The sequence below is a fragment of the [Pseudopropionibacterium] massiliense genome (assembly GCF_900607225.1).
Lineage (GTDB): Bacteria > Actinomycetota > Actinomycetes > Propionibacteriales > Propionibacteriaceae > Arachnia > Arachnia massiliensis.
Genome location: NZ_LR027842.1, coordinates 966,972 through 990,549, shown reverse-complemented (window position 1 = coordinate 990,549; position 23,578 = coordinate 966,972). Strand labels below are relative to the sequence as shown.

The window sequence follows — 23,578 nt, the reverse complement described above, 5'->3', positions numbered from 1 at the left end:
CGGGCGCACAGCCCGCTGCCACCCCCCGGAAGGGTGCCGCCGGCGCGGGCGATGATGATCTCGACGAGATCGAGGCGCTCCTGAAGAAACGGGGCATAGTCTGATCGACCGCCCCGGTTCAGAGCCTGACCGCGCTGAGTTCGGTCAGGATGATGCCACGAGCCCCGGCCTCGAACAGCCGATCCATCAGCAGGTGTGCGCCGCGCCGGGGCACGAGAACCCGCACCGCCATCCAGCCGGGCTCCGCCAGGCGGGAGACCGTCGGACCGTTGACCCCGGAGGCCAGGGCCGTGGTGCCTTCAAGGTTCGTCTCCGCAACGTTGTAGTCCATCATCAGATAGTTCTGGGCGACCAGCACCGATTCGAGCCGGGTTCTCAGCGACGCCAGCCCCTCCGGCTCGACTTCCTCGTCACGTCGAATGAGGATCGCCTCGGAAGTGCAGATGGGCTCTCCGAAGACCTGGAGCCCGGCTCTGCGGAGGGTGGTCCCGGTGTCGACGACATCGGCCACCACGTCGGCCACCCCCAACCTGATGGCGGATTCCACGGCACCGTCGAGCTTCACGAGGGTTGCTTCGATGCCTCGTTCCTCCAGCCAGCGCCCCAGTAGCCCGGGGTAGGAGGTCGCGATGCGTCTGCCCGCCAGCTCCGCGATGTCGTGGGGCCGGTCGGACGGCGCGGCGAACCGGAACCGACTGGCACCGAAACCGAGGGGGAGGATCTCCGTGGCGCGGGCACCCGAGTCGAGGAGCATGTCTCGGCCGGTGATCCCGACATCGAGGTGTCCCTCCCCCACGTACACCGCGATGTCGCGGGGACGCAGGTAGTAGAACTCGACATCGTGGGCGGAGTCCACCAGGGTCAGGTCCTTGGGGTCGGTACGTTGCCGGTATCCGGCGGCCCGGAGCATGGTGGTGGCCGTTTCGGCCAGGGAACCCTTGTTGGGTACGGCGATCTTCAGCATCTTCAACTCCCCCGGCTCACAGGTGCCGGTACACGTCCTTCAGGTCCAGGTCCAGCGCAATCATCATCACCTGGAGGTGGTACAGCAGTTGACTGATCTCCAGCGCCGCGGCGTCCCTGGTCTCGTGCTCGGCGGCCATCCACACCTCGGCCGCCTCCTCCACCACCTTCTTGCCGATGTGATGCACTCCCGCATCCAGACGGGCCACGGTCGACGACCCCTCCGGTCGGGTCCGGGCGGTTTCGCGGAGCTGTTCGAAGAGCTGTTCAAAGGACTTCACGAACCGACACCCTAGTGGGTCACAGCTTGACCCCGAGCAGCGCATCCACCGCGGCCGCGACCCTGTCGTACCCGTCGGTTTCCTCCCCCCCGGATTCGATGCTCGCCGTTGCCCATTCATCGATGATGTCGAGCGCCAGCGGGGCATCCAGGTCGTTGCGCAGGGCACGCCGGACCTCGGCGACGATCTCTTCCGTGGGCCGGGTGGCCCGGAAGTCACGGAGGGAACGCCACACACCGAGACGTCGCGTGGCGCGTTCCAGCAGTTGCGGGCTCCACTCCCAGTCGCTGCGGTAGTGCTGGCCGAGCAGCGCCAGCCGGATCGCCATGGGATCGGCCCCGCGCTGCCTGAGCCTGCTCACCAGTTCCAGGTTGCCCCTCGACTTGCTCATCTTCCGCCCACCGAGCCCAACCATTCCGGAGTGGACGTAAGCGCTGGCCATCGGCGCTCCCGTCACGGCCTGCGCCTCTGCGGCACACATCTCGTGATGCGGGAAGACCAGGTCGGTTCCCCCACCCTGCAGATCGAAGCAGGGACCGAGATGGTGCAGGGAGATGGCGGTGCACTCGATGTGCCAGCCGGGCCGCCCATCACCGAGTGCCGAGGTCCAGCTGGGTTCCCCGGAGCGCGCGAACCGCCACAGCAGGCAGTCCAACGGATGGCGTTTACCGGGGCGATCGGGATCCCCGCCGCGCTCGGCGAAGATCTTGAGCATGCGTTCCTCGTCGTAGTGACTGACCTCCCCGAAACCGGGAGCACTCGCAGCATTGAAGTACCAGTCCGGGTGATCCGGATCCTCCACCTGATAGACCAGCCCGGTGGGCAGCAGCTTCTCGATCAGTTCCACCACGCACGGAATCGATTCAACCGCCCCGACGTAGCGGTCGGGCGGGATGACCCGCAGCGCGGTCATGTCGGAGCGGAACAGCTCGGTCTGGTCCTCGGCCAGTTCCTCCCAGTCCTGCCCCGTTGCGGCGGCGCGTTCCAGCAGCGGATCATCCACATCCGTGACGTTCTGGACGTAGTTGACGTCCAGGCCGAGGTCCCGCCAGACACGATTCACCAGATCGAAGGTGAGGTAGGTGTTGGCGTGACCCAGGTGTGTGGCGTCATAAGGAGTGATTCCGCACACGTACATCCGGGCCGTACCCTCCACGGGTCCGACGGGAATGGTGCGGGCGGAGGAGGAGTCGTACAGCCTGAGCTGCTTGGGCACGTCCTGCGACGGCGGGATGCTGGGTATCTCGACTGGGGCCCACGAATACATGGCCACAAAACTACTGCCTTTCGGCGCCCCTCCCGGAAATCAACACCGGAATCGGCGGAGTGCCGGGTCAGAACAGCGGTGCGCGGTACCCGTTGCTGCGGGGGCAGATGTGCCCGGCGGCGTGCACCGGCTGGGAGCAGAACGGGCAGCTGGGGTCGGCGGTCGCGACGATGATCCGGGCGCGCGCGGCGAACTGCCTGGCCACCCCGGGGTACAGCCACACCTGAACCAGGCCGGCCATCCCCTGCACGTCCTGATCGTCGGGGTAGAACTCGAGCTGGATGGCTCCCCTCCTGGTGTCGAGGGCCCACCCGATGGCCCCGACGTTGAACAGCACGTCAACGGGGGCATCCAACGGACCGAGCTCGGGCTCGACCTCCGGGGGGTCGCCCAACCACCCGAGAGCCGTCGCCTCCCGCAACAGGGAGTCGATGCGGCGGGCAATGGACAGTGCAGCCTCCCTCTGGACGCCGACGGCGACCATGTGTTCCCCCTGACGGATCTGGATGACGAAGCTCCGTTCCCCGACAGGACCGAGGGCACCGACGACCACGCGGTCGGGGTGAGGAAATTCGTACATCACTCACCCCACACTACGGGGATGTGAACCTGCTTGCACCAGGGGCTCGGGGTGGTCCGGGAATCCCGGGCCGGGGTCCCGCCGTGGTCACCGCAGCTCCCTCGCTCACCGGCGTGCTTCAAGCATCCCGGGGAAACCGCGACCTAGACTGCCCGAATGGAATATCGGGCACTCGGCGGATCTGGGCTGCACGTCTCCAGGATCGGCCTGGGAACGATGGCCTGGGGTAGGGACGTCGAGTGGCCGGTGGTTCGCGAACTTGTCCACGACTTCGTCGAGGGTGGTGGGAACCTGATCGACACGGCCCCCGCCTACGGCGGCGGAGTCGCCGAGCAGATGATCGGAAAGCTGTTGGCCACGGGGATCCCGCGCGACTCCCTGGTCATCGCCACCAAGGCCGGTTTCATCATCCGAAACGGGAAAAGAATCATCGACACCTCCCGCGCGGCGCTGCTGAGCGACCTCGAGGGATCGCTGCGCAGGCTCCGCACGGACCACGTCGACCTGTGGCAGGTGCACGCCTGGGGGGAGGCCCCCGTCGAGGAGACCCTGTCGGCTCTCGACTCCGCAGTCTCGCGCGGACTGGCCCGCTACGTCGGGGTGAGCAACTTCGTCGGATGGCAGACCGCCACGGCCGCCACCTGGCAGGAGGCGATGGCGGGACGTACGAAGCTGGCCTCGGTGCAGGTGGAGTACTCACTGCTGGCACGTCGCGCCGAGGTGGAGGTGATCGGCGCGGCGCAGTACCACACCCTCGGTCTGCTGGCGTGGTCGGCGATGGGCCGGGGCGCATTGACGGGCCGCTACCGCCGGGGCATCCCTAAGGATTCACGGGCCGCCTCCGAGCATTTCGGCTGGTTCCTGGAGCCGTACCTCCAGCCCCGGAGCCGGGCCGTGATCGACGCCGTCGCCAAGGCCGCCGACGGACTGGCGCTCACGCCGGCGCAGGTGGCGTTGATGTGGGTTCGTGACGCCCCACAGGTGGCGAGCGCCCTGGTCGGCCCCAGAACCCCGGATCACCTGGCTGAACTCCTCGAGGCCGAGACCAAGCAGCTGGTACCACCCATCGTCGCCGCCCTCGACGACATCTCCGGCGGCCCGAACCAGTTCCGGATCACCGACTGAACCCGGCGATCTCGGTTGCGATCCCCTCCGGCCGCCTGCTATCGTTTCTCGTCGCGCCCACTGATGTGGGGGTGACCCGGGTCCGGGTGGCGGAATAGGTAGACGCGCTAGCTTGAGGTGCTAGTGCCCGTTTCAGGGCGTGGAGGTTCAAGTCCTCTCTCGGACACTTTTTGATTGAGCCCGTTCGCAGAGTCGAGCGGGCTTTTTCGTTCACCGGTCCCTGCGAACCTTGGGCATGGCCCTCGCGGCCAGTACCCCCTCCGACATCTCGCCGTCGGCGTTGATCGGGGTCCAGCGTTCGGCCGGGGTCCATTCCGAACGACACCCGTTGCACCGGAACAACGGCAACCCGTCGTGGAGCTCCCCGGCGGCATGCCAATCGCACAAGCCTCGGCAATCGTTGTGAATCAGAGCCATGAGGAGCAGGTTAGTCGCTCAAGGACTCAGTCCTCCTCGTCCTCTCCGGACTTCGCAGCCACCACTTTTCTGAGAGTGAAGGCGATCACCATGACGGCCAGCACCACGACCCCGGCCGCCGTCAGCCCCGCCATCCGGGACGCGTCCCCGAAAGCCGCCAACGCCGCCTCCCGCACCGAGGAATCCGTCCCTGCGTCGGAAAGGGTTGCGGTGAATGAGCCATCAGCCACCCCGGGCATCGAACGACGAAGGGATTCGGCATACTGGCTCGCCAACACGGCCCCCAGCACAGCGATCCCGAGGGCGGTTCCAACCTCCTGGACCGTGTCGTTCATGGAGGAGATCAACCCGGATCTGCTCTTGGGACCCGACGACATGAGCAGGTCGTTGGACACGACCATCACGCCCCCGTTGCCCATACCGAGCAGGATCAGGACGATCAGGGACGGCAGGTAGCCGCGGATGGGCTGCGCCAGGCCGTACGCGGCGGCGGCCGCACCCATCAGCGCCAGGCCGAGCAGGACGACGGTACGCACCTCGAGACGTTTCACGAGCAGCGGGACCAGCAGGGATGCGACCAAGGCACCACCTGCCATTGGCAACACCGCGACCCCGGCCAGAAGCACCCCGAAGCCATCGACGAGCTGGAACTGCTGGGTGATCATGAACAGCAGGCCTGCCATCGTGAACATGGTTACCGCCGCGGCAAGGGCCGCCCCCAGAAACGCCGGGTTCCTCGCCACCCCGAGGTCGAACATGCTCACCTCTCCCCTGGTCGAATGCAGCCAGAACAGCACCAGCGCCGCGGCCCCGACGCCCGCCGCGGCCAGCACCACGGGACTGGTGACGCCGTCGGAGGAGGAGTGGATGACGGCGTAGATGACGCCGAGTAACCCGGCACCGGCGAGAACGGCCCCGAGGATGTCCAGGCGACGCGGGTGCGGGTCGCGCGATTCCGGAACCAGCGCCGCCGCTCCCGTGAAGGCGATAGCAGCCATCACCACGTTCAGGACGAAGATGCCGCGCCAGTGCCAGATCTGCAGCACGGCACCGGAGATCAGCGGCCCGACGATCACCCCGAGGGATGTCACGGCACCCCAGATACCGATCGCGGTCGGGCGGGTGACGCGGTCGAAGACATGGGTGATGATCGAGAGGGTGCCGGGCATGAACATCGCACCGCCGACACCCATGAGGGCCCGGCCAGCGATGACGACATTCGCGTCAGGAGCGAGCGCCCCGATCAGGGAACCCGCCGCGAGCACCGCGATCCCGAGCAGGAACACCTTACGGCGCCCGTAACGGTCCGAGACCGCCCCCGCGGTGAGCACCACCGAGGCCAGGGCCAGCGAGTAGGCGTCCATCACCCACTGCAGCTGCTGGGTGGTGGCCCCGAGCTCCGCCTGGATGTGCGGCAGTGCCAGCGTCATTCCGGACTGGTCGAACTGGATGATTATCGTCGCCAACGACAGGGCGACCAGGATCCACCAGCGTCTGGGCGACGCGACAACAGCTTCTTCCGGGGCCCCGCCTGGCGGGTTCTGGTTCTGTTCCTCGGTCACCCTGTCTACCTCCAACATTGTGTAACGATGTTATATAACGCTGTTATAGCATATTCGTCGTTACCCTTTTCACATGCCAAGACCGCGGCCCCACGACGACCATCTGCGCGAGCAGCTGCTCGGCATCGCGACCGACACGATCGCCCGTACCGGCACCGAGGGTCTCTCCCTGCGCACCCTTGCCGCGGATGCCGGCACCTCGACCAGCGCGGTCTACCAGCTCTTCGGCAGTCGTGCGGCGCTGCTGGATGCGGTCTACCTGCGGGTCCTGGAGGAGTTCAACCGGACCCAGGCCGACGCCCCGATGCGCGAGGACCCGATCGAGGACCTCCTGGAGCTGGCCCGCGCCTACAGACGCTGGGCCCTTGAGAACAGAAACCAGTTCCTCGTCCTGGTGGAACGGATCACCCCGAGCCAGAAGGCGGTCGCTGGGGCGGCGGGCCGCGCGGTTCCCGTCGAGGATCGCGTCAGGAGGGCAATGGACAAGGGCGCGCTCTCAGGTCCTCTGGAACAGGTCGTGTTGTCACTGTGGTCAACCGTGCACGGCTACACCGCTCTCGAGGTCGCAGGCGTGATCGCGGGCTCCGATGACGACTTCGACGCCGTCGCCCGGGCCACCCAGCGCGCCTGGCACCCGGCCACCCGCGAACGGTGAACGATCCCGCCGGCCATCGGGTCGGGGATGCCCGCGCTCCGCGCGCAGCAGGCTCTCCAGTTCGGGAAACCACCGCTGGGTGTCAGGCCACCGATGCCGGCGGTGACGCAGGAAGGAGCCGCGAGCCCCCGAGGAACGAGCCTGCGAAACCGCTCACCATCAGCCGAGCCGCTCCTTCTCCTGCGCGATGATCTGCTGGAAGGTTTCCAGGGGTTGGGCGCCGGAGACCGGACGGGTTCCGACGAAGAAGAAGGGCGTCCCGTTGACACCCACCCGACGCCCCTCCGCGGTCTCGTTCCTGACCGCGGCCCGGGTCTCCTCGGAACGGTAGTCGGCCTCGAAGGCCACCATGTCCGGAACCCCGACCTGTGTGGCGGTCTCCATGACGAGGTCGTCCTTGACCTCGGGATGCCCCTGGTTGGGAAGCCTTCTGTAGAGGGCGTCCTGGAACTCCCAGAACATGCCCTGCTTCCCCACGGCCCGGGCGGCCGCGGCGGCTGCGACGGAGTCGTCGCCGAAGACCGCGAGGTCACGGAACTCGATCCGCAGGGTTCCGTCGTCGATCAGCGGCTGCAGTTCCGGGAGCGTTTCCTCGGCGAACACGGAACAGAACGGGCACCGGTAGTCGGCGTACTCGATCATCACCACGGGGGCGTCGACCCGCCCCTTGGCCATCGGATCGTTCTCCTGGCGCCTGGCCAGTTTCGCGATTGCGGCTTCCCGCTCGGCCTCCTGTGACGGGTCCGCGGTCCGCAGGGTGGCCTCGGGCGTCACCGTCGTCGAACCCGGGGAGGCCACGGATGTCTCGCCCTGTGGTCTCCCGTTCTGCGTGGCCTGGCTCAACACCCCCAGGCAGATCACGATCGCGACGGCCAGGAGCCCCGTCGCGATCTTCCACGGGCGAGCGGGATCGCCTCTGCCCGGTTCCGCCTGCTGTTGCCCGTTCATCGGTCCCCCTCACGTCCTCCGGTTGTGTCGGAACAAGAGAGTACGGTGCATTCACCGTTGATCCCAAGTGGCGTTCGGGGGGCTCCGAACGGAGTAGAGTGGGGCGTCCATCCCAGGAGTGAGGATTACCGCCCTTGAGCACTTCCAGAGGCGATCTCCAGCGCGAAATCGCGCTGGAGCAGGCACATGTTGACCGGGTCTACGAAAACTTGGCGGCCTCCACGGCCAGCGCCCGGACACTCGCCCGCAGCGGCGCAGAGATCTACCAGACCGACCGGGACGACTACCTGCGGGAGGAGTCGGGAACCGCCCTGTTCGAACGCGACGCCTTCGCCTACCAGGCGGCGAAACGCCTCGCGATCCTCGACGCGGAACACGAGGGGCTGGTCTTCGGCCGGCTCGACCTGAACTTCCCCGAGACCCGTTACATCGGCCGGCTCGGTGTCCGCGACGCCGAGTACGAGCCCCTGGTGATCGACTGGCGGGCCCCCGCGGCCGAACCGTTCTACCGCGCCACCCAGGCCACCCCCATGAACGTGATCCGGCGCCGCGTGCTGCGTTGCCGCGACGACAACGTCATCGGCCTGGAGGACGACCTGCTGGACACCAGCGCCGAAACCGACCTGCCGATTCTCGGGGAGGGCGCGTTGATGGCGGCACTGACCCGGGCCCGCGGCCGCACCATGCGCGACATCGTGGCCACCATCCAGGCGGAACAGGACGAGGCGATCCGCGCCCCCTACCAGGGGGTGACGATCATCGGCGGTGGTCCCGGCACCGGCAAGACCGTCGTGGCCCTGCACCGCGCCGCCTACCTGCTGTACACCAACCGGGCCCGCCTCGAGAAGGGTGGGGTGCTCGTCGTGGGCCCCAGCTCGGTGTTCATGAACTACATCGAGCGGGTGCTGCCGAGCCTCGGCGAGGAATCCGTGACGCTCCGCGCGGTCGGGGCCGTGGCCGGTGACGTGCTGGGCATGGTCTCGGAGCGGGTCGACGCCGCCCCTGCGGCCACCCTCAAAGGGTCGCTGCGGATGTTGAAGGTGCTTCGCAGACTGGTTCGCCGCCCCCCGATTCCCGCTGCCGAGGAGCTGCGGGTCAGCGTCAAGGGCGAGGTCCTGAAACTGGACGCGCTGGAGCTGGCCGGGATCCGAGAGTCGGTGCTGTCCAACTACAAGATGAACCGCGGCCGCGCCGCGGCCACGACGTCGGTGGCCCGGGCACTCGCCGGGAAACTGACGGTCGACGTGGGTCTCGACCCCGAGGAGGTCGACGAGCGGATCCGCGACCACCAACGGTTCAGGGAGTTCATGGATTCCTGGTGGCCGATGCTCGACGCCCCCACCGTGCTGGCCCGCCTGGCGGACCGGGAGCTGCTCGACGAGTTGGCGCCGGACCTCACGGCCCGGGAACGCGACGACCTGGCGGAGTCCTACCAGTGGCTGCAGACCGGCGAGCTCGAGATCACCGGCTGGTCGGTGGCCGACATGGCCCTGCTGGACGAGCTGCTGGAGATGCTGGGGCCCGTACCCGCCGGGTTGCACGATGAGGACCCGGTCTTCATCGATTTCGGCGGCATCTCGGAACTGGTGACCACCTCCGACCTGATGCGCCGCGAACACGTCGTCGATCCCGACGACGACCCGCAGACCACCTATGCCCACATCCTCGTGGACGAGGCCCAGGACATCACACCCATGCAGTGGCGGATGCTGCGGCGCCGGGGTCCGCAGGCGTCGTGGACGCTCGTCGGCGATCCGGCGCAGAGCTCCTACCCGGATACCGCCGAGGCCGAGCGGGCCGTCAACGACCTCGTGGGCCGTGCCCCGCTGCGCCGTTTCACGCTGTCCACGAACTACCGCTCCCCCTCCGAGGTCTTCGACCTGGCGGCGAAGGTCATCACCAAGGTATTCCCCGATGCCAGTCTGCCGCGCGCGGTGCGCAACACCGGTCTGGTCCCGAAACTCACCGAAACCGATGAGGCCGGCCTGGCGGAGACGATCATCGCGTTGACCCTCGGTCTGGCCGGGCACGTCAGCGGAACGGTGGGCATCATCGTGCCGCCCTCGCGGCTGGTCGCCACGACGCGGCTGGCGATGTCGGATCCGCGGCTGGCGGCCCTGGAGGAACGTCTCATCGTGGTCACGGCGTTGCAGGCCAAGGGCCTGGAATACGACGGCGTGCTGGTGGTCTGCCCCGACGAGATCGTCGCCGAGGCCCCCGGTGCGGAACGGGTGCTCTACGTGGCCCTGACCCGCGCCACCCAGCGCATGACGATCCTTGACGTCGGAACCTCGGCCTGGCGGGCGGCCCTCAGCTGACCCGGTCCCCCCAGCCGATGGCGTCGAGAACCTCCGAGGTGGCCTTCCAGCGGTTCTGGGTGAAGAACTGGAGCCCGGGGGCCCCTGCGGCCAGGAGCTCCCGGCACAGGTTGATGGCACGCGACAACCCGATGCTGCGCACCTCGGCGGGGTTCCTGGCGCCCCGGAGTGCGGCGACGAAGTCGTCGGGCAGGGGACAGTCCGCGAGCGAGGCGAACCTTTCGATCTGGGTGATCACCGTGAGCGGCGCGATGCCCGGGATGATGGGGATCTCGCTGCCGCGGTCGCGGACCCGGTTGACCAGCTCCACGTAGCGGTGCGACTCGAAGAACAGTTGCGTGATGGCGTAGTCCGCGCCCGCCGCGGCCTTCTCCACCACGATCCGGGCGTCCAGTTCGGGATCGTTGTCGGGTTGATGGACGTTCGGGAAGGCGGCCACGCCGACGCAGAAATCGCCGTGTCCCTTGATGAGCCGCACCAGTTCCGTGGCGTTGCCGAGCCCGTCGGGATGCCGCTCCCAGGGTTGCTGCGGCCCGCCGGGCATGTCCCCGCGGATGGCCAGGATGTCGCGGACCCCGGCCTCCGCGAAGGCGTCGAGGGTGCGCAGCAGATCGTCGGTGGACTGCGACACGCAGGTCAGGTGGCCGACGATGGTGGCGTGCTGGGCGGCTCCCAGGGCGGCGGTCGCGGCCACCGTGCGGTCGCGGGTGGAACCGGAGGCCCCGTAGGTGACCGACAGGAAATCCGGGTGGAACCGGCTCAGCTTCGCGACGGATGCGTCGAAGCGCGGCTGTTCCTCGGGGCTGCGGGGTGGGAAGAACTCAAAGCTCAGCGTCGGGGACGCGGCGTCGCGGAGCAGCTCGGCAACGGTCGGAGGCATGAGGACAAGGATACGAGCACCCGGGCGCCCTGGACCGAACCACGACACCGTTTCTCCCCGAACCGGTTGAGCCAGCACTGAGCGAAGCGAACGGCTGAACCGAAACCCCAGCACCCGAACAACAGACCCGACCGCAGCTCTGCGAACACTGCCGCCATGGTTTGGACACGCCCGGCTCGCTGACGCTCACAGGCCGGCTCAACCAGCTTGATCCAGAATGGTTTCGACACGAGACACGAGCAGCATCCCACGTCGCGGCCCGCCCCACCCGGATTTGATCAAATTGCGCCGGCCCGTTGAGGCGACCTCTAAGCTGGGTCGCATGCCGACGTCCCCCGCCCACGACCCGACGAGTCCAGCTTTCGTCTCGGCGGTGGGAAGGGCACTCATCGAGTTCCTCGACGGCCAGAGCGAACTTGCGAGCCTCACCGACACATTGCCCCTGCTGGAGGCGGCGCGGGTATACGCCGCGGGTGGGAAACGGCTGCGTCCCGCCTTCTGCTACTGGGGGTACGTCGTGGCCGCCGGGCGGCCCACGGATCCGGGACCGCTGCTGCGCGCCGCCGCCTCCCTCGACCTGCTGCACGCCTCCCTCCTGGTTCACGACGATCTGGTGGACGGCTCCGACACCCGGCGCGGCGCGCCATCGGCCCACCGCCGTTTCGAGGCTCTCCTCCCGGGCCCCCGGGCCGCCCGTTTCGGGGAGGCCGCCGCGATCCTGCTGGGCGATGTCCTGTTCTCCTGGAGCGCGGAGATGTTCGAGAGCGCCGGCCTTTCCCCGGAGGCCGTTCGCCGCGCCGCCCCGGTGCTCGCGACCATGCGCAGCGAGGTGTTGCTCGGCCAGTACCTCGACGTCGCGGCCGCGTTCGGGGCCACCGACCGTTCCACCCCGCGGGCCCAGGCCGACACCGCCGAGAAGGTGCTGGAGTTCAAGTCCGCCCGCTACTCGGTGCGGCGCCCCGCCGAGCTCGGCGCGACCCTGGGAGAGGCCCCGCCGGACCTGCTCGCGGCTCTCGGCACCTACGGTTCCCTGCTGGGAAGGGCCTTCCAGCTGCGCGACGACCTCCTTGGGGTCTTCGGGGATCCCGACATCACGGGCAAACCCGCGGGCGACGACATCCGGGAGGGCAAACGCACCGTGCTGGTGCTGACGGCCCTGGAGAACGGCGATGCCCGCCAGCGCAACACCCTCGAATCCCTCCTCGGCTCCCCCGGGCTCACCGAGGAGGATCTCACGACCGCCCGGGACATCATCGAGGCCACCGGGGCGCGGAACTCCTGCGAGGAACTCATCGCCCGTTCCACCACGGATGCCCTGACCGCTCTGGAAGGAGCCGACATGGACGCAGAGGGACGCTCGGCCCTCATCACACTCGCCGGACTGGCCACCGATCGTGACCGGTGAGCTGCGGGGCCTGACCGCCGACCAGGTGGCGGAACGGGTCAGGGAGGGAAGGGTCAACACGCTGCCGGAACGCTCGGGGCGCACCACCTGGCAGATCGTCCGCGACAACGTGTTCACGCGCGTCAACGCGATGCTGGCGGTGTTGTTCGTGATCGTCGCCGCGACCATGCAGTTCGCCCAGGGGGCGTTCGCGATCCTGATCGTCGCCAACTCGATCATCGGAATGGTGCAGGAGCTGCGCGCCAAACGCACCCTCGACAACCTGGCCGTGATCGGGGAGGCCCATCCCGTCGTGCTGCGCGACGGGCAGCGGATCTCCCTGCCACGGGACCAGGTGGTGGCCGACGACCTCATCGCGCTGTCCCCGGGCGACCAGGTGGTCGTCGACGGCGAGGTGGTGGCCGCCGACTACCTGGAGGTCGACGAGTCGATGCTGACCGGCGAGGCCGATCCGGTGGCCAAATCCGTCGGCGACGAACTCATGTCGGGGGCGTTCGTCGTTTCCGGTTCCGGCGTGTACCGGGCCACGAAGGTCGGCGCCGAGGCCTACGCCGCGCAGCTTACCGCGCAGGCCGCCAAGTTCACGCTGGTCAACTCCGAGCTGCGGGCGGGCATCGACCGCATCCTGAAGTTCGTGACCTGGCTGCTGATCCCGGCGGGGTTGCTCACCATCTGGGTGCAGTTCCGCCAGCCGGGCACCACCTGGCAGGAATCGGCGCTGCGGATGGTGGGCGCCCTGGTGCCGATGATCCCCGAGGGCCTGGTGCTGCTCACGTCGATGGCCTTCGCTCTGGGTGTGATCCGGCTGGGGCGCCGCAAGTGCCTGGTGCAGGAACTGCCGGCCATCGAGGGCCTGGCCCGGGTGAGCGTGGTGTGCGCGGACAAGACCGGCACCCTGACCCAGAACGCCATGACCCTCGGAGAGGTGATCCCCCTGGCGGGAGACGCCGACGAGATCACCGGGGTGCTGGCGCAGCTCGTCGCCGCCGACCCCGCCCCCAACGCGTCGATGACGGCGATCGCCGAGGCCACCCCCGCGGCCTCGACGCCGTGGGAGGTCACCGCCCGGGCGCCGTTCACCTCCGCCAAGAAGTGGTCGGGGGTTTCCTTCGGGACGCGCGGCGATTGGGTGCTGGGCGCGCCCGACGTGCTGGCCCCGGCCGACGTGGCCGCCCGCGCGGAGGAGATCGGCTCGACGGGCCGCCGGGTGCTGCTGCTGGGCCGCGCATCCGAGCCCGTCGACTCTCCCGGCGCGCCGGGGATGGTCACGCCGGTCGCGTTGCTGGTGCTGGACCAGCTGGTTCGTCCCGACGCCGCCGACACCCTCGCCTATTTCAACGAACAGCACGTGGCCGTGAAGGTGATCTCCGGTGACAACGCGGCCTCCGTCGGTGCGGTCACCCGTTCCCTGGGGGTGTCCGTGGCCGAGGCCGTGGATGCCCGCACCCTGCCCGCCGAGGGCGAGGAGTTCACGGAGAAGATCGCCGGGGCCGACGTGTTCGGGCGCGTCACCCCGCAGCAGAAACGCGCCATGGTCGCGGCCCTGCAGTCCCGGGGCCACACCGTCGCCATGACCGGTGACGGCGTCAACGACGTGCTCGCCCTGAAGGACGCCGACCTGGGGGTCGCGATGGGCTCGGGTTCCCCCGCCACCCGGGCAGTCGCGCAGATCGTGCTGCTCGACGACCGGTTCGCCACCCTCCCGCACGTGGTGGCTGAGGGCCGGCGGGTGATCGGCAACATCGAGCGGGTGGCGAAACTGTTCCTCAGCAAAACGGTGTACGCGGTCTTCCTGGCCCTGGTGATCGGGTTGATGGGCCTGCCCAACCCGTTCATCCCGCTCCAGATGACCGTGGTCGGCTGGTTCACCATCGGCATTCCCGCTTTCCTGCTGTCGCTGCCCCCCAACAAGGAACGCGCCCGGCCGGGTTTCGTGCGCCGCGTGTTGTCGCTGGCGGTGCCCTCGGGTGTGATCATCGGAACGGTCTCCACCATCACCTACGTCGTCACCCGTGGTTTCGGGGCGGTGTCGCCCGTCGTGCAGGCGCAGGCCTCGACTGCCACCCTGGCTGCCCTGATCATCACCTCCGTCTGGGTGCTTGCCGTGGTGGCGCGCCCGTGGGTGTGGTGGCGACTCGGCCTGGTGGTCGTCTCCTACGTCTTCTACATCGCCATGTTCCTGATCCCGTGGGCGTGGCTGCGCGGCCAGCTGCTGCTGGACCTGGACAACCCGTCGACGATCCTGTTCGGGGTCGTGGCCGGGCTGATCGGGGCCGGGCTGGTGGAGGTCGTGTGGTGGTTGACCGCCAAGCACCGGGGCGAGCCGGCACGGATCTGGCGAGGTTCAGACGAGGACTGACAGGCCCGACAGCAGGCCGTGCCGCCACCAGGAAAGGTCGTGGCCGCCACGGAACTCCTCCGCCGCTGCCAGTCGGCCTGTCCTCTCCGCGATCCCGGCCAGCCGCCGGGCTCCGTGGATCAGGCCGCGTTCGTCGGTGCCGGCCTGGACCACCACCGGCGTCCCCAGCGCCCTCGTGCCCGCGACGAGACCGCGCAGCAGGATTCCCTCCGCATCCGGTTCCGGGACGGGGTCGCCCGCGAACCACAGCGACGCCGACTGCGCGATCACCGCGGTGACCAGATCCGGCCGGTGCACCGCGAGCTCCACGCACGCCAGGCCCCCGAAGGACTGTCCGGCGGCGATCACCTCGCGGCCCGCCCCGGCCAGTTCCCGGGCGCGTTCCACCAGCGGGGCGCAGCCCCGAGCCGTGGTCAGCCACGCGGCCCGCTGCTCCCCCTCCCCGGTGTCGACGGCGACGACGGTGTGCCCGAGGCCTGCGGCCCGCAGCGCGGAGGCCACACCGGCCAGGCGCCAGCGGAGCCCGTCGAACAGCACCAGGGTCCGGTCATCGCCCGGCAGCACGGCGAACCTTCCGTCGTCGTGCAGCCGCCACTGCCGCTCGGCCTCACCGGTCGGGGCCCAGGGAACGGGCTCGAAGTCGGGCCCGCGCCACACCGACTGTTCCCGCAGGTCGAAGGCGGGCAGGGTTTCGGGGTTGAGCGGGTCCGGTTGCCCCTCCCGGTGCACCCGCATCCAGCCCGCGCGGGTCGCACCGATGTCGCGGGGCACCTCGTCGCTGCGCCAGTAGCGGTAGGAGTAGCAGCCGTCGGCGGGAAGCCACCAGGACAGGATCTGCGCGCCGGTGTTTCCCACAGGGGCCATGATGGCGGGACCCAGCCGGGTGCGGATCGCGTCGGTCAGGCTGTTGACGTGCACCAGCACCTCACGTGCCGGGGATTCGTGGGCGACGAAGGTGACCTCCACCATCTCCACGCCGTCGATCACGCACCGCCTCCCCACGATCGGGGAACGGTCCAACCGGTCCGGGAGCTCCGGGGTCGCGGGATGCGGGGCGCCCGTGGCGGACAGGGGCGTGGGAAGCAGGTGCGTGGTCATCGCGGCACCACCATCGGGGCACCGGTGACCGGGTCCGGCACGACGAGCACCGGGAGTCCGAAGACGTTCTCGACCAGTTCCGCGGTCAGCACCTCGGCGGGCAACCCAGAGGCCACGATCGCCCCGTCCTTCATGACCACCAGGTTGGTGGCGAACCGGGTGGCCTGGTTCAGGTCGTGCACCACCACGACGACGGTGCGCCCGGCGTCGCGGAGCCCGCGCACCAGTTTCAGGACCTCGTACTGGTGGGCGATGTCCAGGAAGGTGGTGGGTTCGTCGAGCAGCAGCAGCGGTGTGTCCTGGGCCAGCACCGTCGCCAGCCACACCCGCTGCACCTGCCCGCCGGAGAGCTCGTCGACGTCGGCCCGCTGCAGATCGGTCAGTCCGGTGACCTCCAGGGCCGAGGCCACGGCTTCCTCGTCGGCCTGCGACCACCTGGACCAGAACCTCTGATGGGCGAAGCGTCCCCGGCTCACCATGTCCAGCACCTTGATGCCCGGCGGTACCGACTGGCGTTGCGGCAGGAACCCGAGCCTGCGGGCGACGGCGGTGGTTCGCAGCTGGTGGATGTCGGTTCCCCCCAGGTAGACGTATCCGGCCTTGGGGGCGAGCACCCGGGCCAGGGCCTTCAGCAGCGTCGACTTGCCGCACCCGTTGGGCCCGATGAGCATCGTCAGCTCCCCCTCGGGCACCTCCAGCGTGATGTCCTCGATCACGATCTTCCGGTCGTAGCCGAGCCGCACCGACGAGGCCGCCAGCGGGAACTCCTGGGCGGTTCCGGTCATCTCTTCCTTTCCTGTCCGTTCAGGAGCAGCAGCAGGTAGGCGCCGCCCAGCAGACCGGCCGTCACCCCCACCGGGAGCTGCAGGCCGCCCGGCAGGTTCGCCCCCACCAGGTCCGCCGCCACCAGCAGCGCGGCCCCCGTGCCCGCCGCGACGCCCGCGGGAGCGGTTGGTCCCTTCAGGAGCCGACGGGCCACGTGTGGGCCGGCGAGCGCGATGAACGCGATGGGACCGGCCACCGCGACAGCGGCCGCGGTCAGCGCGACCCCGACGCCGGTTGCCGTCCACTGCGTGAAACGGCGGGACACCCCCAACCCGGCGGCGAAGTCCTCTCCCGGGGCGGCGGCGTCGAGGTGCCGCGAGATCAGCAGGGCGAACGGCAGGATCACCGCGAACAGCACGGCACCGACCACGGCGTGGCTCCAGTTGCGGGCGTTGAGGGTTCCGGTCAGCCACAGCCGGGCCGAGGTCGCGGAGTCGCTGTCGGCCCGGGTGAGCAGCAGCACCGTCACCGGTTGGATCAGGGAGGCCACCCCGAGGCCGATGAGGATCAGGCGGTTGCCGCCGCCGAATCCCCTGGGTGAGAGCACCCAGGTGAGCAGGGCGGCCCCCAGGCAACCGATGATCGCCCCGGCGGCCGTGCCCCACCCGAAGGACCTGAACACCATGACGGAGGCCACGGCCCCCAGCGCTGCGCCGCCGGTCAGGCCGATGATCTCCGGGGACCCCAGGGCGTTGCGCGACAGCGCCTGGAACAGGCAGCCCGCCGTCCCGAGACACGCCCCGACCACCAGGCCGGTGAGGGCCCTGGGCATCCGGAACTCCCACAGCAGGAGCACGTCGGCGCGTTCCCCCACCCCGACCAGGGCCGCCCAGAACTGTTCGGGGGTCATGTTCACGGAGCCGGAGAACAGCACCGCGATCGCCCCGGCCAGGGCGATGCCCCACGCCAGAGCCGCGACCAGCCAGGTTCTCGGCCGAGCGTGGAAACTGACGGGCCCGAGCCGCACGGAACGCACCTGCAGGCTCACAGCTGCACCAGCCTTCGCGCCCGGGCCAGCCCGATGAACAACGGCGCCCCCAGCAGGGCGCACATCAGGGCGGCCTGCACCTCGGCGGGCGGGTTCACCACCCGGCCCAGCACGTCGGCGGCCAGCAACGTCACCCCACCCAGCAGGGTCGAGAACCAGATCAGCGCACGATGCCTCGGACCGACGACCAGCCGTGCCGCGAAGGGCGCGATCAGCCCGAGGAAGGAGACCGGACCCACCAGGGCCGTCGCCGCGGCGCAGAGCACCAGGCAGGTGAGGGCCACCAGCATCCGGGCCCGCCCGGCCGCGAGGCCGAGTCCTCTGGCGAACTCCTCCCCCAGGGCCAGGGCGTCCATGGATCTCGCCAGCAGGAGCGCGGCCAGCAGCCCGACCCCGAGCGTTCCCGCCGCGGCGATCACCAGATCCAGCGGCCGCGGCGTCACGGCCCCCGCGTCCCAGAAACGGAACTCGGCGTAGATCCTGGGATCGCTGAGCAGCATGAACGTGGTGATGGCGGAGACGACCGCGCTCCAGGCGGCCCCCACCAACACGATGCGAATCGGGTCGTGCCGTCCCCGCCAGGCCCCCGACGCCCCGGTCACCACCAGTCCGCTGAGGAGCGCGCCCGCCAGGGAGACCAGCATCATCATCGCGATCGGCAGGGACCGGACGAGACCGAGGCCGATTGCCACGGCGCAGGCTGCGCCCGCGTTGACCCCCAACAGCCCCGGCTCCGCCAGCGGGTTGCGGGTCAGTGCCTGCACCAGCACCCCGGCGATCCCGAGGGCGGCGCCGGCCACCAGCGCTATCAGGGTCCGGGAGCCGCGCATCCCGAGCACGATGAGGCGCTGCTCACCGGTGCCGCCGCCGGAGAGCACCGCCAACACCTGCCCGGCCGGCACATCGCCCGATCCGAACAGGAACGACGCCAGGACCAGGCAGGGCAGGAGGATCGCCAGCCCGAGCAGCACCCAGGCGGCTCTGCTCACCTCGGGTAGGCGGCAGCCAGGGTCTCGGCCATGGCGAGCGCGCTGTAGTAGTCCAGTTTGAAGCTGGAGATCCCCAGCGGCACCAGCCTGCCGCTGCTGACGGTTCTGGTGGTGTTGTAGTTGGAGTCGGCCTTCAGCTGTTCGACGGTCTTGTCGTCCCCGGAGACGAGCAGGAGGGTATCGGAGGTCAGGGCCTGCACGCTCTGCTCCACCGTCGCGAACACGAAGTCCTTGCGGTTGGCTCCTTCCTCACCGCTGCTGGCGGGCGCCTCGGCGAGTTTGAAACCGAGCGCCGAGAAGATCTCGTCGTGGGGGCCGCCCGGTTTCGCGAAGGACAGGCCGTTGGAGGGGGTGTAGACGATGGCCTGCACCGCCTCGGTGGGAACCCCGCCCATTGCGGCCTTGAGTTCCGTGAGCCTCGAGTTGAAGGTGTTGGTGAGCTCCTCGGCCCTGGCCTGCGTTCCGGTGACGTCGGCCACCTGCCGGGTGACGGTCTGCCAGCTCTCGGAGTTGTAGTTGATGGCGACGGTCGGAGCGATCCTGGACAGCGAGTCATAGTCGTCCTTGGTGCTGTCCCCTCCCGTGGAAGCGATGATGATCAGGTCCGGTTTCTCCGCGGTCACGGCCTCGATGTCGAGTTTGCTGTTCGCGTAGACGGCCTTGACACCGCGTTCCTTGGCGATGGCCGACCAGTGGGAGAAGAAACCGACGTCGTCGAATCCCTCGGCGCCCGGTTTCGACGCCCCGGAGCCGACCACGGGCGCGTCCAGGGCCAGGAGGGTGCCGGTGAGCACCACGGAGGTGGACACGATCCGTTTCGGGGTGCCGTTGACGACGGTCTCGCCGAGGTCGTGGGTAATGGTGCGGGCGCTCGCGGGGGACGAGGCGTTCCCTCCTCCGGAGGTTGCCCCGGATCCGCAGCCCGTGAGTCCCAGCGCCAGCAGGGCCGGGAACAGGCCGGAGAAAGCACGCCTTGATATCGGGTTGAACAGTGGATTGGTCATGTGGTGGACCCCTTCATACATAAGGGTAGGCAAACCTCACACTAGCAATCCGCGGCAGGTTGGCGTGGGGTGTTTCAAACTCCGACCGCGAACCCCAGGTAGTCCTCGTAGGCCGGATCCCCGCCCCACGCCCGCCGCAGGATCTCGTCGATCCGTTCCAGCGCCGCCACGGTTCCGCCCTCGGTGAGCCAGACCCGCCGGACGCCCGAGTCCGCCAGGACCTGAACGGATCCGACGTCGAGGCCGCCCGCGGCGAACCAGGGAACCGATTCCCGCTTCAGCGGGGGCTGGGCCTCCACCGCGGCCCGCAGCAGCGGTGAACCGGGAGGCATCCCGGGAACCGCCAGGAACTGGAAGGCCTCGTCCGGTTCGGCAATCTGCCCCCGCTCCTGGACAACCTGCCCGAGCAGCGCCCACCGATGCGGACGCGACCTGTCCCGCTCGCCCGGGAGACAAACCCGCACGTCCGCATCGATCTCCGGGGTGTCGACCGCCAGCAGCACCCGCTGGCCGAGGTGGCGTTCGAGATTTCGCAGGATCCTCAGGTTCGCCTCGTGTTCTGCGGGGCCGCCGGTGGTGAGCACCGCCATGTCGATCCCTGCCATGACCAGTCCCGGTAGCCGATCCTCGGCCTCGGTCAGGGGAAGCTGCACCGCCACGCGTGCCAGCAGCATCCGTGAACGCAGACTGCGCAATACCGTCATGCGAGAAGCCTATGCGGCGTGCCCGGAACTCGTCCGTTCCGGGATCGGCCTACACTCGATACCGGCCGAGCTCATCGCCCAGCCCAGATCCCCTACCTTCCCCAGGAGACCGCGGTGAACAAAAGCAGTACCTACGACCCGATGGTCGGAAGCGTGCTGGATGGTCGCTACGAAATTCTCGCGAAGATCGCACGGGGCGGCATGGCGACGGTCTACCGGGCGCGCGATGCCCGTCTCCAGAGGACCGTCGCGGTCAAGATCATGCGAACCGACCTTGCCGAGGATGACGAATTCGCCGCGAAGTTCGACCGGGAGGCCCGCTCCGCCGCATTGATCAACCACCCCGCGGTGGTCAGTATCTTCGACCAGGGCACATCCCGGGGGCAGCCGTACATCGTCATGGAGTTCATCGATGGTGAGACCCTGCGCAGGCTCATCGCCCGTGACGCCCCCCTCGAACCGGTGCTGGCGCTCGACTACCTGGAACCCATCGCCTCGGCTCTGGCAGCAGCCCACGACGCGGGTATCGTCCATCGCGACATCAAACCCGAGAACGTCATGATCTCGACCCGCGGCCACGTGAAGGTCGCGGACTTCGGTCTGGCGCGCCAGACCGAGTCCCCGCAGATGACCGCCACCGGGGTTCTGGTCGGTACCGCCTCGTACCTGCCACCCGAGCTGGTCACCCACGCACGCCCGGATTCGCGCAGCGACATCTACTCGACCGGTATCGTCCTGTTCGAGTTGCTGACCGGCAAGAAACCGCACGTTGGCGAGAACAACTACCAGATCGCCTACGCGCACGTGAACGTCGACGTCCCCGCCCCTTCCGCGAAGCTGCGCGAGCTCGGATTTCCGGGTTTCATCCCGGACTACCTCGATGCCCTGGTGGCGGCCTGCACCGCACGCGACCCGGAGGCTCGCATCGCCGATGGTCGTGAACTCATGGACGCGCTGCGTCAGGTCGCTGGTGAGCGCCCCGGGCCAGCACAATCCTGCGCTCGCAGCCCAGCTGCGACCCCAGCCCGGCGACGGCAATGCCGCCACCCAGCAGATATCGCCACGCCCCGAGCCGCGTCCACGCCCGCTGAAGGAGCTCCCGCCCGTCCCCGTTCCCGGTCGCCAGACACTGCCCCGGCCGAGGAGGGTCTCCGTCCGGTGACCGCCATCGTGGCGCCGGGGCCCCTCCGGTCCCCGGTATCGGCGCCCTCACCGCACTCGGTTTCCCCGGTCGGGGCTGCTTCCGCGACGGGAGGACCTCCCCGTGCCACGCTTCCCGGCTCCGGCGGAGGTGGGTCCCCGAGCTCCCACCGCACACCGATCTTCCCGCAGTTCTCCCAGGAGCCGGTGTACCGGCGTCGTCGCGGCATCATGTTGCTCGTGCTGGTGCTGCTCGTCACGGCGATCATCGTCTCCGTCTCGTGGTGGTGGGCCGAGGGGCGGTTCACCACCACCCCCGAGGTGACCAACATTCCCCAGGAACAGGCGCTCCAGAGCCTCAGGGCCAACGATCTCGAGTACACCACCCAGGAGGCCTTCTCCGAGGATGTCGCGGTCGGATCGGTCATAAGCACCGATCCCGCAGGAAACGCCCGGGCTCTTCGAGGCACCAAGGTCACGGTCGTCATCTCCAAGGGGCCCGAGCGCTACATGATGCCCGACGTGGTGGGGCAGGAACTCTCCCAGGCCCGCTCCGCGATCGAATCAGCGCACCTGGTCGTCGGCCAGGTCACGGAGGACTGGTCGGAATCCGTCGAAACCGGTCTGATCATCTCCGCCGGTGAATCAGCGGGAAACCTCCTGCCACCCGGCAGCAGCATCGATCTGGTGGTCAGCAAGGGCCGTCAGCCCATCACCATCAAGGATCACAGGGGAACCGACGCCGACCAGGCCAGCAGGGAACTCAAGAAGCAGGGGTTCGCGGTCGAGGTGTCCGAGGAGCACTCGGACACCGTCCCCGCAGGACAGGTCATCTCCCAGGACCCCGCCGACGGCACGGGGCATCGCGGTGACACGGTGAAACTGGTCAAGTCCCTCGGCCCGGAGATGGTGACCGTTCCGGACGTCGGCCACAAACGCACCGACGAGGCCCAGAGAGACCTGGAAGCCGCCGGTTTCAAGGTGGAGGTCCAGAACAAGTCCTTCTTCCCCGCACCGCTGGGGTTCGCCTCGGGGACCAACCCGGCAGCCGGTTCAACGGCTCCCAAGGGGAGCACCGTCGTGCTCTACGTGACGTGATTGCCGGACGCCTCACGTCCCAATAGGCTGTCCACGTGACTTCGAGCCGTCGCTTCCTGCCCTCAGCAGCTCTGTTGGTGGCGGCAGCCGCCTGGGGGTCGACGGTCGTGGTTGCCAAGGGCGCCTACGAATCCTCCATGACACCCGCCCACCTTCTGATCTCCCGACTCACCCTGACCGCCCTGTGCCTGCTGCCCGTCTTCCTGCCCCATCTCAGGATGAAACGCGAAACCTGTGTGCGGGGAATCATCCTGGGCCTGATCTTCAACACAGGTCTGGTGCTTCAAATGGTGGGACTGGAGAACACCCCGCCGTCGCTCTCCGGGTTCGTCACGGCGAGTTACGTGGTCTTCACCGCGATCCTCACCCCTTTCATCATGAAACAACCCACCCCGGGACGCACCTGGGTCGCGGTGTCGCTGACGCTGGTCGGGATCGGCATCCTGGCTCTCGGGAACGGCGGCGGCGGGAATACCGGGTTCGGGTTCGGCACGGCCATCACGCTGCTGGGGGCGGTGCTCTTCGCCCTCCACATCATCTTCCTGGGACGCTGGGTGGAACCCGAGACGGTGCAGTCACTCACCCTGATGCAGGCCCTGACCGGGGCGGTGGGGATGCTCTGCTTCCTGCCCTTCGCCGACTACCAGCTGCCCGCCACCTGGGATCTGTGGTGGCCGGTGCTCTACCTGGGTATCTTCTGCGGAGCCGTCACGCTGTTCCTGCAGAGCTGGGCGCAGAGCTACGTGCCCGCCACCACGTCAGCGGTGATCATGTGCTCGGAGCCGATGTGGGCCGCGGTGTTCGCGATCTGGGCCGGCATGGAGGAACTCACCTGGCAGGTACTCGTGGGTGGTGGCCTCGTGGTGGCGGCGCTCCTCCTCACCGCATGGCCCAGGCGCAGCGCATCATTCCTGGATACGCTCGTGGAAGAACTGCGCTCGCGACGCGCCCGTCGTGGAACCTGAACCGCTT

21 protein-coding genes and 1 tRNA gene are annotated in these 23,578 nt (G+C 68.8%); 8 read left to right on the top strand and 14 right to left on the bottom strand.

All coding sequences use genetic code 11. From position 1 onward, the window contains the following. Positions 1-118: 118 nt before the first annotated feature. The 4 genes from hisG to E0E39_RS04270 all read right to left on the bottom strand — a co-directional run bounded on the left by hisG (position 119) and on the right by E0E39_RS04270 (position 3,091). Positions 119-964 carry an ATP phosphoribosyltransferase gene (hisG, locus tag E0E39_RS04285; protein WP_130873638.1) on the bottom strand — a complete coding sequence of 282 codons (846 nt, stop codon included), beginning with the start codon at positions 962-964 and terminating at the stop codon, positions 119-121. Between the two features lie 16 nt (positions 965-980). Beyond that, entirely contained in the window at positions 981-1,289 is a 309-nt protein-coding gene (locus E0E39_RS04280) for a phosphoribosyl-ATP diphosphatase (protein ID WP_281275567.1), read from the bottom strand. Then, positions 1,264-2,511 (bottom strand): cysteine--1-D-myo-inosityl 2-amino-2-deoxy-alpha-D-glucopyranoside ligase, encoded by a 1,248-nt coding sequence (mshC, locus tag E0E39_RS04275; RefSeq protein WP_130873636.1) that lies wholly within the window; start codon positions 2,509-2,511, stop codon positions 1,264-1,266. The genes E0E39_RS04280 and mshC overlap by 26 nt, the downstream gene beginning before the upstream one ends. A gap of 67 nt (positions 2,512-2,578) precedes the next feature. Next, the gene (locus E0E39_RS04270; protein WP_130873635.1) at positions 2,579-3,091 is read right to left on the bottom strand and encodes a DUF3090 domain-containing protein; all 513 of its coding nucleotides are present in this window, start codon (positions 3,089-3,091) and stop codon (positions 2,579-2,581) included. Positions 3,092-3,247: 156 nt separating this feature from the next. Here E0E39_RS04270 and E0E39_RS04265 point away from each other — a divergent pair, with 156 nt between their 5' ends. Continuing rightward, entirely contained in the window at positions 3,248-4,216 is a 969-nt protein-coding gene (locus E0E39_RS04265; RefSeq protein ID WP_130873634.1) for an aldo/keto reductase, read from the top strand. 80 nt (positions 4,217-4,296) lie between these two features. Next, a tRNA-Leu gene (locus tag E0E39_RS04260) sits at positions 4,297-4,382 on the top strand. Positions 4,383-4,426: 44 nt separating this feature from the next. Here the strand turns inward: E0E39_RS04260 and E0E39_RS04255 are convergent. Both E0E39_RS04255 and E0E39_RS04250 read right to left on the bottom strand, forming a co-directional pair. Then, positions 4,427-4,633, bottom strand: a complete 207-nt coding sequence (locus E0E39_RS04255) for a hypothetical protein (RefSeq protein WP_041696537.1) — start codon at positions 4,631-4,633, stop codon at positions 4,427-4,429. 26 nt (positions 4,634-4,659) lie between these two features. Then, positions 4,660-6,195, bottom strand: coding sequence for an MFS transporter (locus E0E39_RS04250; RefSeq protein WP_061788395.1), 1,536 nt, complete (start codon positions 6,193-6,195; stop codon positions 4,660-4,662). Between the two features lie 73 nt (positions 6,196-6,268). Between E0E39_RS04250 and E0E39_RS04245 the strand changes: the two genes are divergently transcribed. Further along, positions 6,269-6,850, top strand: coding sequence for a TetR/AcrR family transcriptional regulator (locus E0E39_RS04245; protein ID WP_130873633.1), 582 nt, complete (start codon positions 6,269-6,271; stop codon positions 6,848-6,850). Between the two features lie 159 nt (positions 6,851-7,009). Here the strand turns inward: E0E39_RS04245 and E0E39_RS04240 are convergent, their stop codons facing one another. After that, positions 7,010-7,798, bottom strand: coding sequence for a DsbA family protein (locus E0E39_RS04240; protein WP_130873632.1), 789 nt, complete (start codon positions 7,796-7,798; stop codon positions 7,010-7,012). Positions 7,799-7,932: 134 nt separating this feature from the next. On the opposite strand from E0E39_RS04240, the gene E0E39_RS04235 reads away from it, so the two are divergent. Further along, a complete protein-coding gene (locus tag E0E39_RS04235; protein WP_130873631.1) occupies positions 7,933-10,116 on the top strand; it encodes a HelD family protein in 2,184 nt (727 codons plus the stop codon). On the opposite strand, the gene E0E39_RS04230 is transcribed toward E0E39_RS04235, so the two are convergent. Then, positions 10,109-10,996 (bottom strand): methylenetetrahydrofolate reductase, encoded by an 888-nt coding sequence (locus E0E39_RS04230; protein WP_130873630.1) that lies wholly within the window; start codon positions 10,994-10,996, stop codon positions 10,109-10,111. The genes E0E39_RS04235 and E0E39_RS04230 overlap by 8 nt on opposite strands. A gap of 322 nt (positions 10,997-11,318) precedes the next feature. On the opposite strand from E0E39_RS04230, the gene E0E39_RS04225 reads away from it, so the two are divergent. Both E0E39_RS04225 and E0E39_RS04220 read left to right on the top strand, forming a co-directional pair. Next, a complete protein-coding gene (locus E0E39_RS04225) occupies positions 11,319-12,401 on the top strand; it encodes a polyprenyl synthetase family protein (RefSeq protein WP_130873629.1) in 1,083 nt (360 codons plus the stop codon). Next, a complete protein-coding gene (locus E0E39_RS04220; RefSeq protein ID WP_130873628.1) occupies positions 12,391-14,760 on the top strand; it encodes an HAD-IC family P-type ATPase in 2,370 nt (789 codons plus the stop codon). The genes E0E39_RS04225 and E0E39_RS04220 overlap by 11 nt, the downstream gene beginning before the upstream one ends. Here the strand turns inward: E0E39_RS04220 and E0E39_RS04215 are convergent. The 6 genes from E0E39_RS04215 to E0E39_RS04190 form a co-directional block, all read right to left on the bottom strand. After that, positions 14,746-15,858 (bottom strand): enterochelin esterase domain-containing protein, encoded by a 1,113-nt coding sequence (locus tag E0E39_RS04215; RefSeq protein WP_130873627.1) that lies wholly within the window; start codon positions 15,856-15,858, stop codon positions 14,746-14,748. The genes E0E39_RS04220 and E0E39_RS04215 overlap by 15 nt on opposite strands. Beyond that, positions 15,855-16,643, bottom strand: coding sequence for an ABC transporter ATP-binding protein (locus E0E39_RS04210; protein WP_130873626.1), 789 nt, complete (start codon positions 16,641-16,643; stop codon positions 15,855-15,857). Before E0E39_RS04210 ends, E0E39_RS04215 begins: the two co-directional genes overlap by 4 nt. Further along, positions 16,640-17,671: a FecCD family ABC transporter permease gene (locus E0E39_RS04205; protein WP_130873625.1), complete on the bottom strand. Its 1,032-nt coding sequence runs from the start codon at positions 17,669-17,671 to the stop codon at positions 16,640-16,642. The genes E0E39_RS04210 and E0E39_RS04205 overlap by 4 nt, the downstream gene beginning before the upstream one ends. Continuing rightward, complete coding sequence (locus tag E0E39_RS04200) at positions 17,668-18,660, bottom strand: FecCD family ABC transporter permease (protein WP_130873624.1); 993 nt, start codon at positions 18,658-18,660, stop codon at positions 17,668-17,670. The genes E0E39_RS04205 and E0E39_RS04200 overlap by 4 nt, the downstream gene beginning before the upstream one ends. Further along, positions 18,657-19,664 carry a Fe2+-enterobactin ABC transporter substrate-binding protein gene (gene fepB, locus E0E39_RS04195; RefSeq protein WP_130873623.1) on the bottom strand — a complete coding sequence of 336 codons (1,008 nt, stop codon included), beginning with the start codon at positions 19,662-19,664 and terminating at the stop codon, positions 18,657-18,659. Before fepB ends, E0E39_RS04200 begins: the two co-directional genes overlap by 4 nt. Positions 19,665-19,738: 74 nt before the next feature. Further along, positions 19,739-20,368: a hypothetical protein gene (locus tag E0E39_RS04190; protein ID WP_130873622.1), complete on the bottom strand. Its 630-nt coding sequence runs from the start codon at positions 20,366-20,368 to the stop codon at positions 19,739-19,741. 114 nt (positions 20,369-20,482) lie between these two features. Between E0E39_RS04190 and E0E39_RS04185 the strand changes: the two genes are divergently transcribed. Both E0E39_RS04185 and E0E39_RS04180 read left to right on the top strand, forming a co-directional pair. Then, positions 20,483-22,606: a Stk1 family PASTA domain-containing Ser/Thr kinase gene (locus E0E39_RS04185; protein ID WP_130873621.1), complete on the top strand. Its 2,124-nt coding sequence runs from the start codon at positions 20,483-20,485 to the stop codon at positions 22,604-22,606. 35 nt (positions 22,607-22,641) lie between these two features. After that, complete coding sequence (locus tag E0E39_RS04180; protein WP_130873620.1) at positions 22,642-23,571, top strand: DMT family transporter; 930 nt, start codon at positions 22,642-22,644, stop codon at positions 23,569-23,571. Positions 23,572-23,578 lie beyond the last annotated feature (7 nt).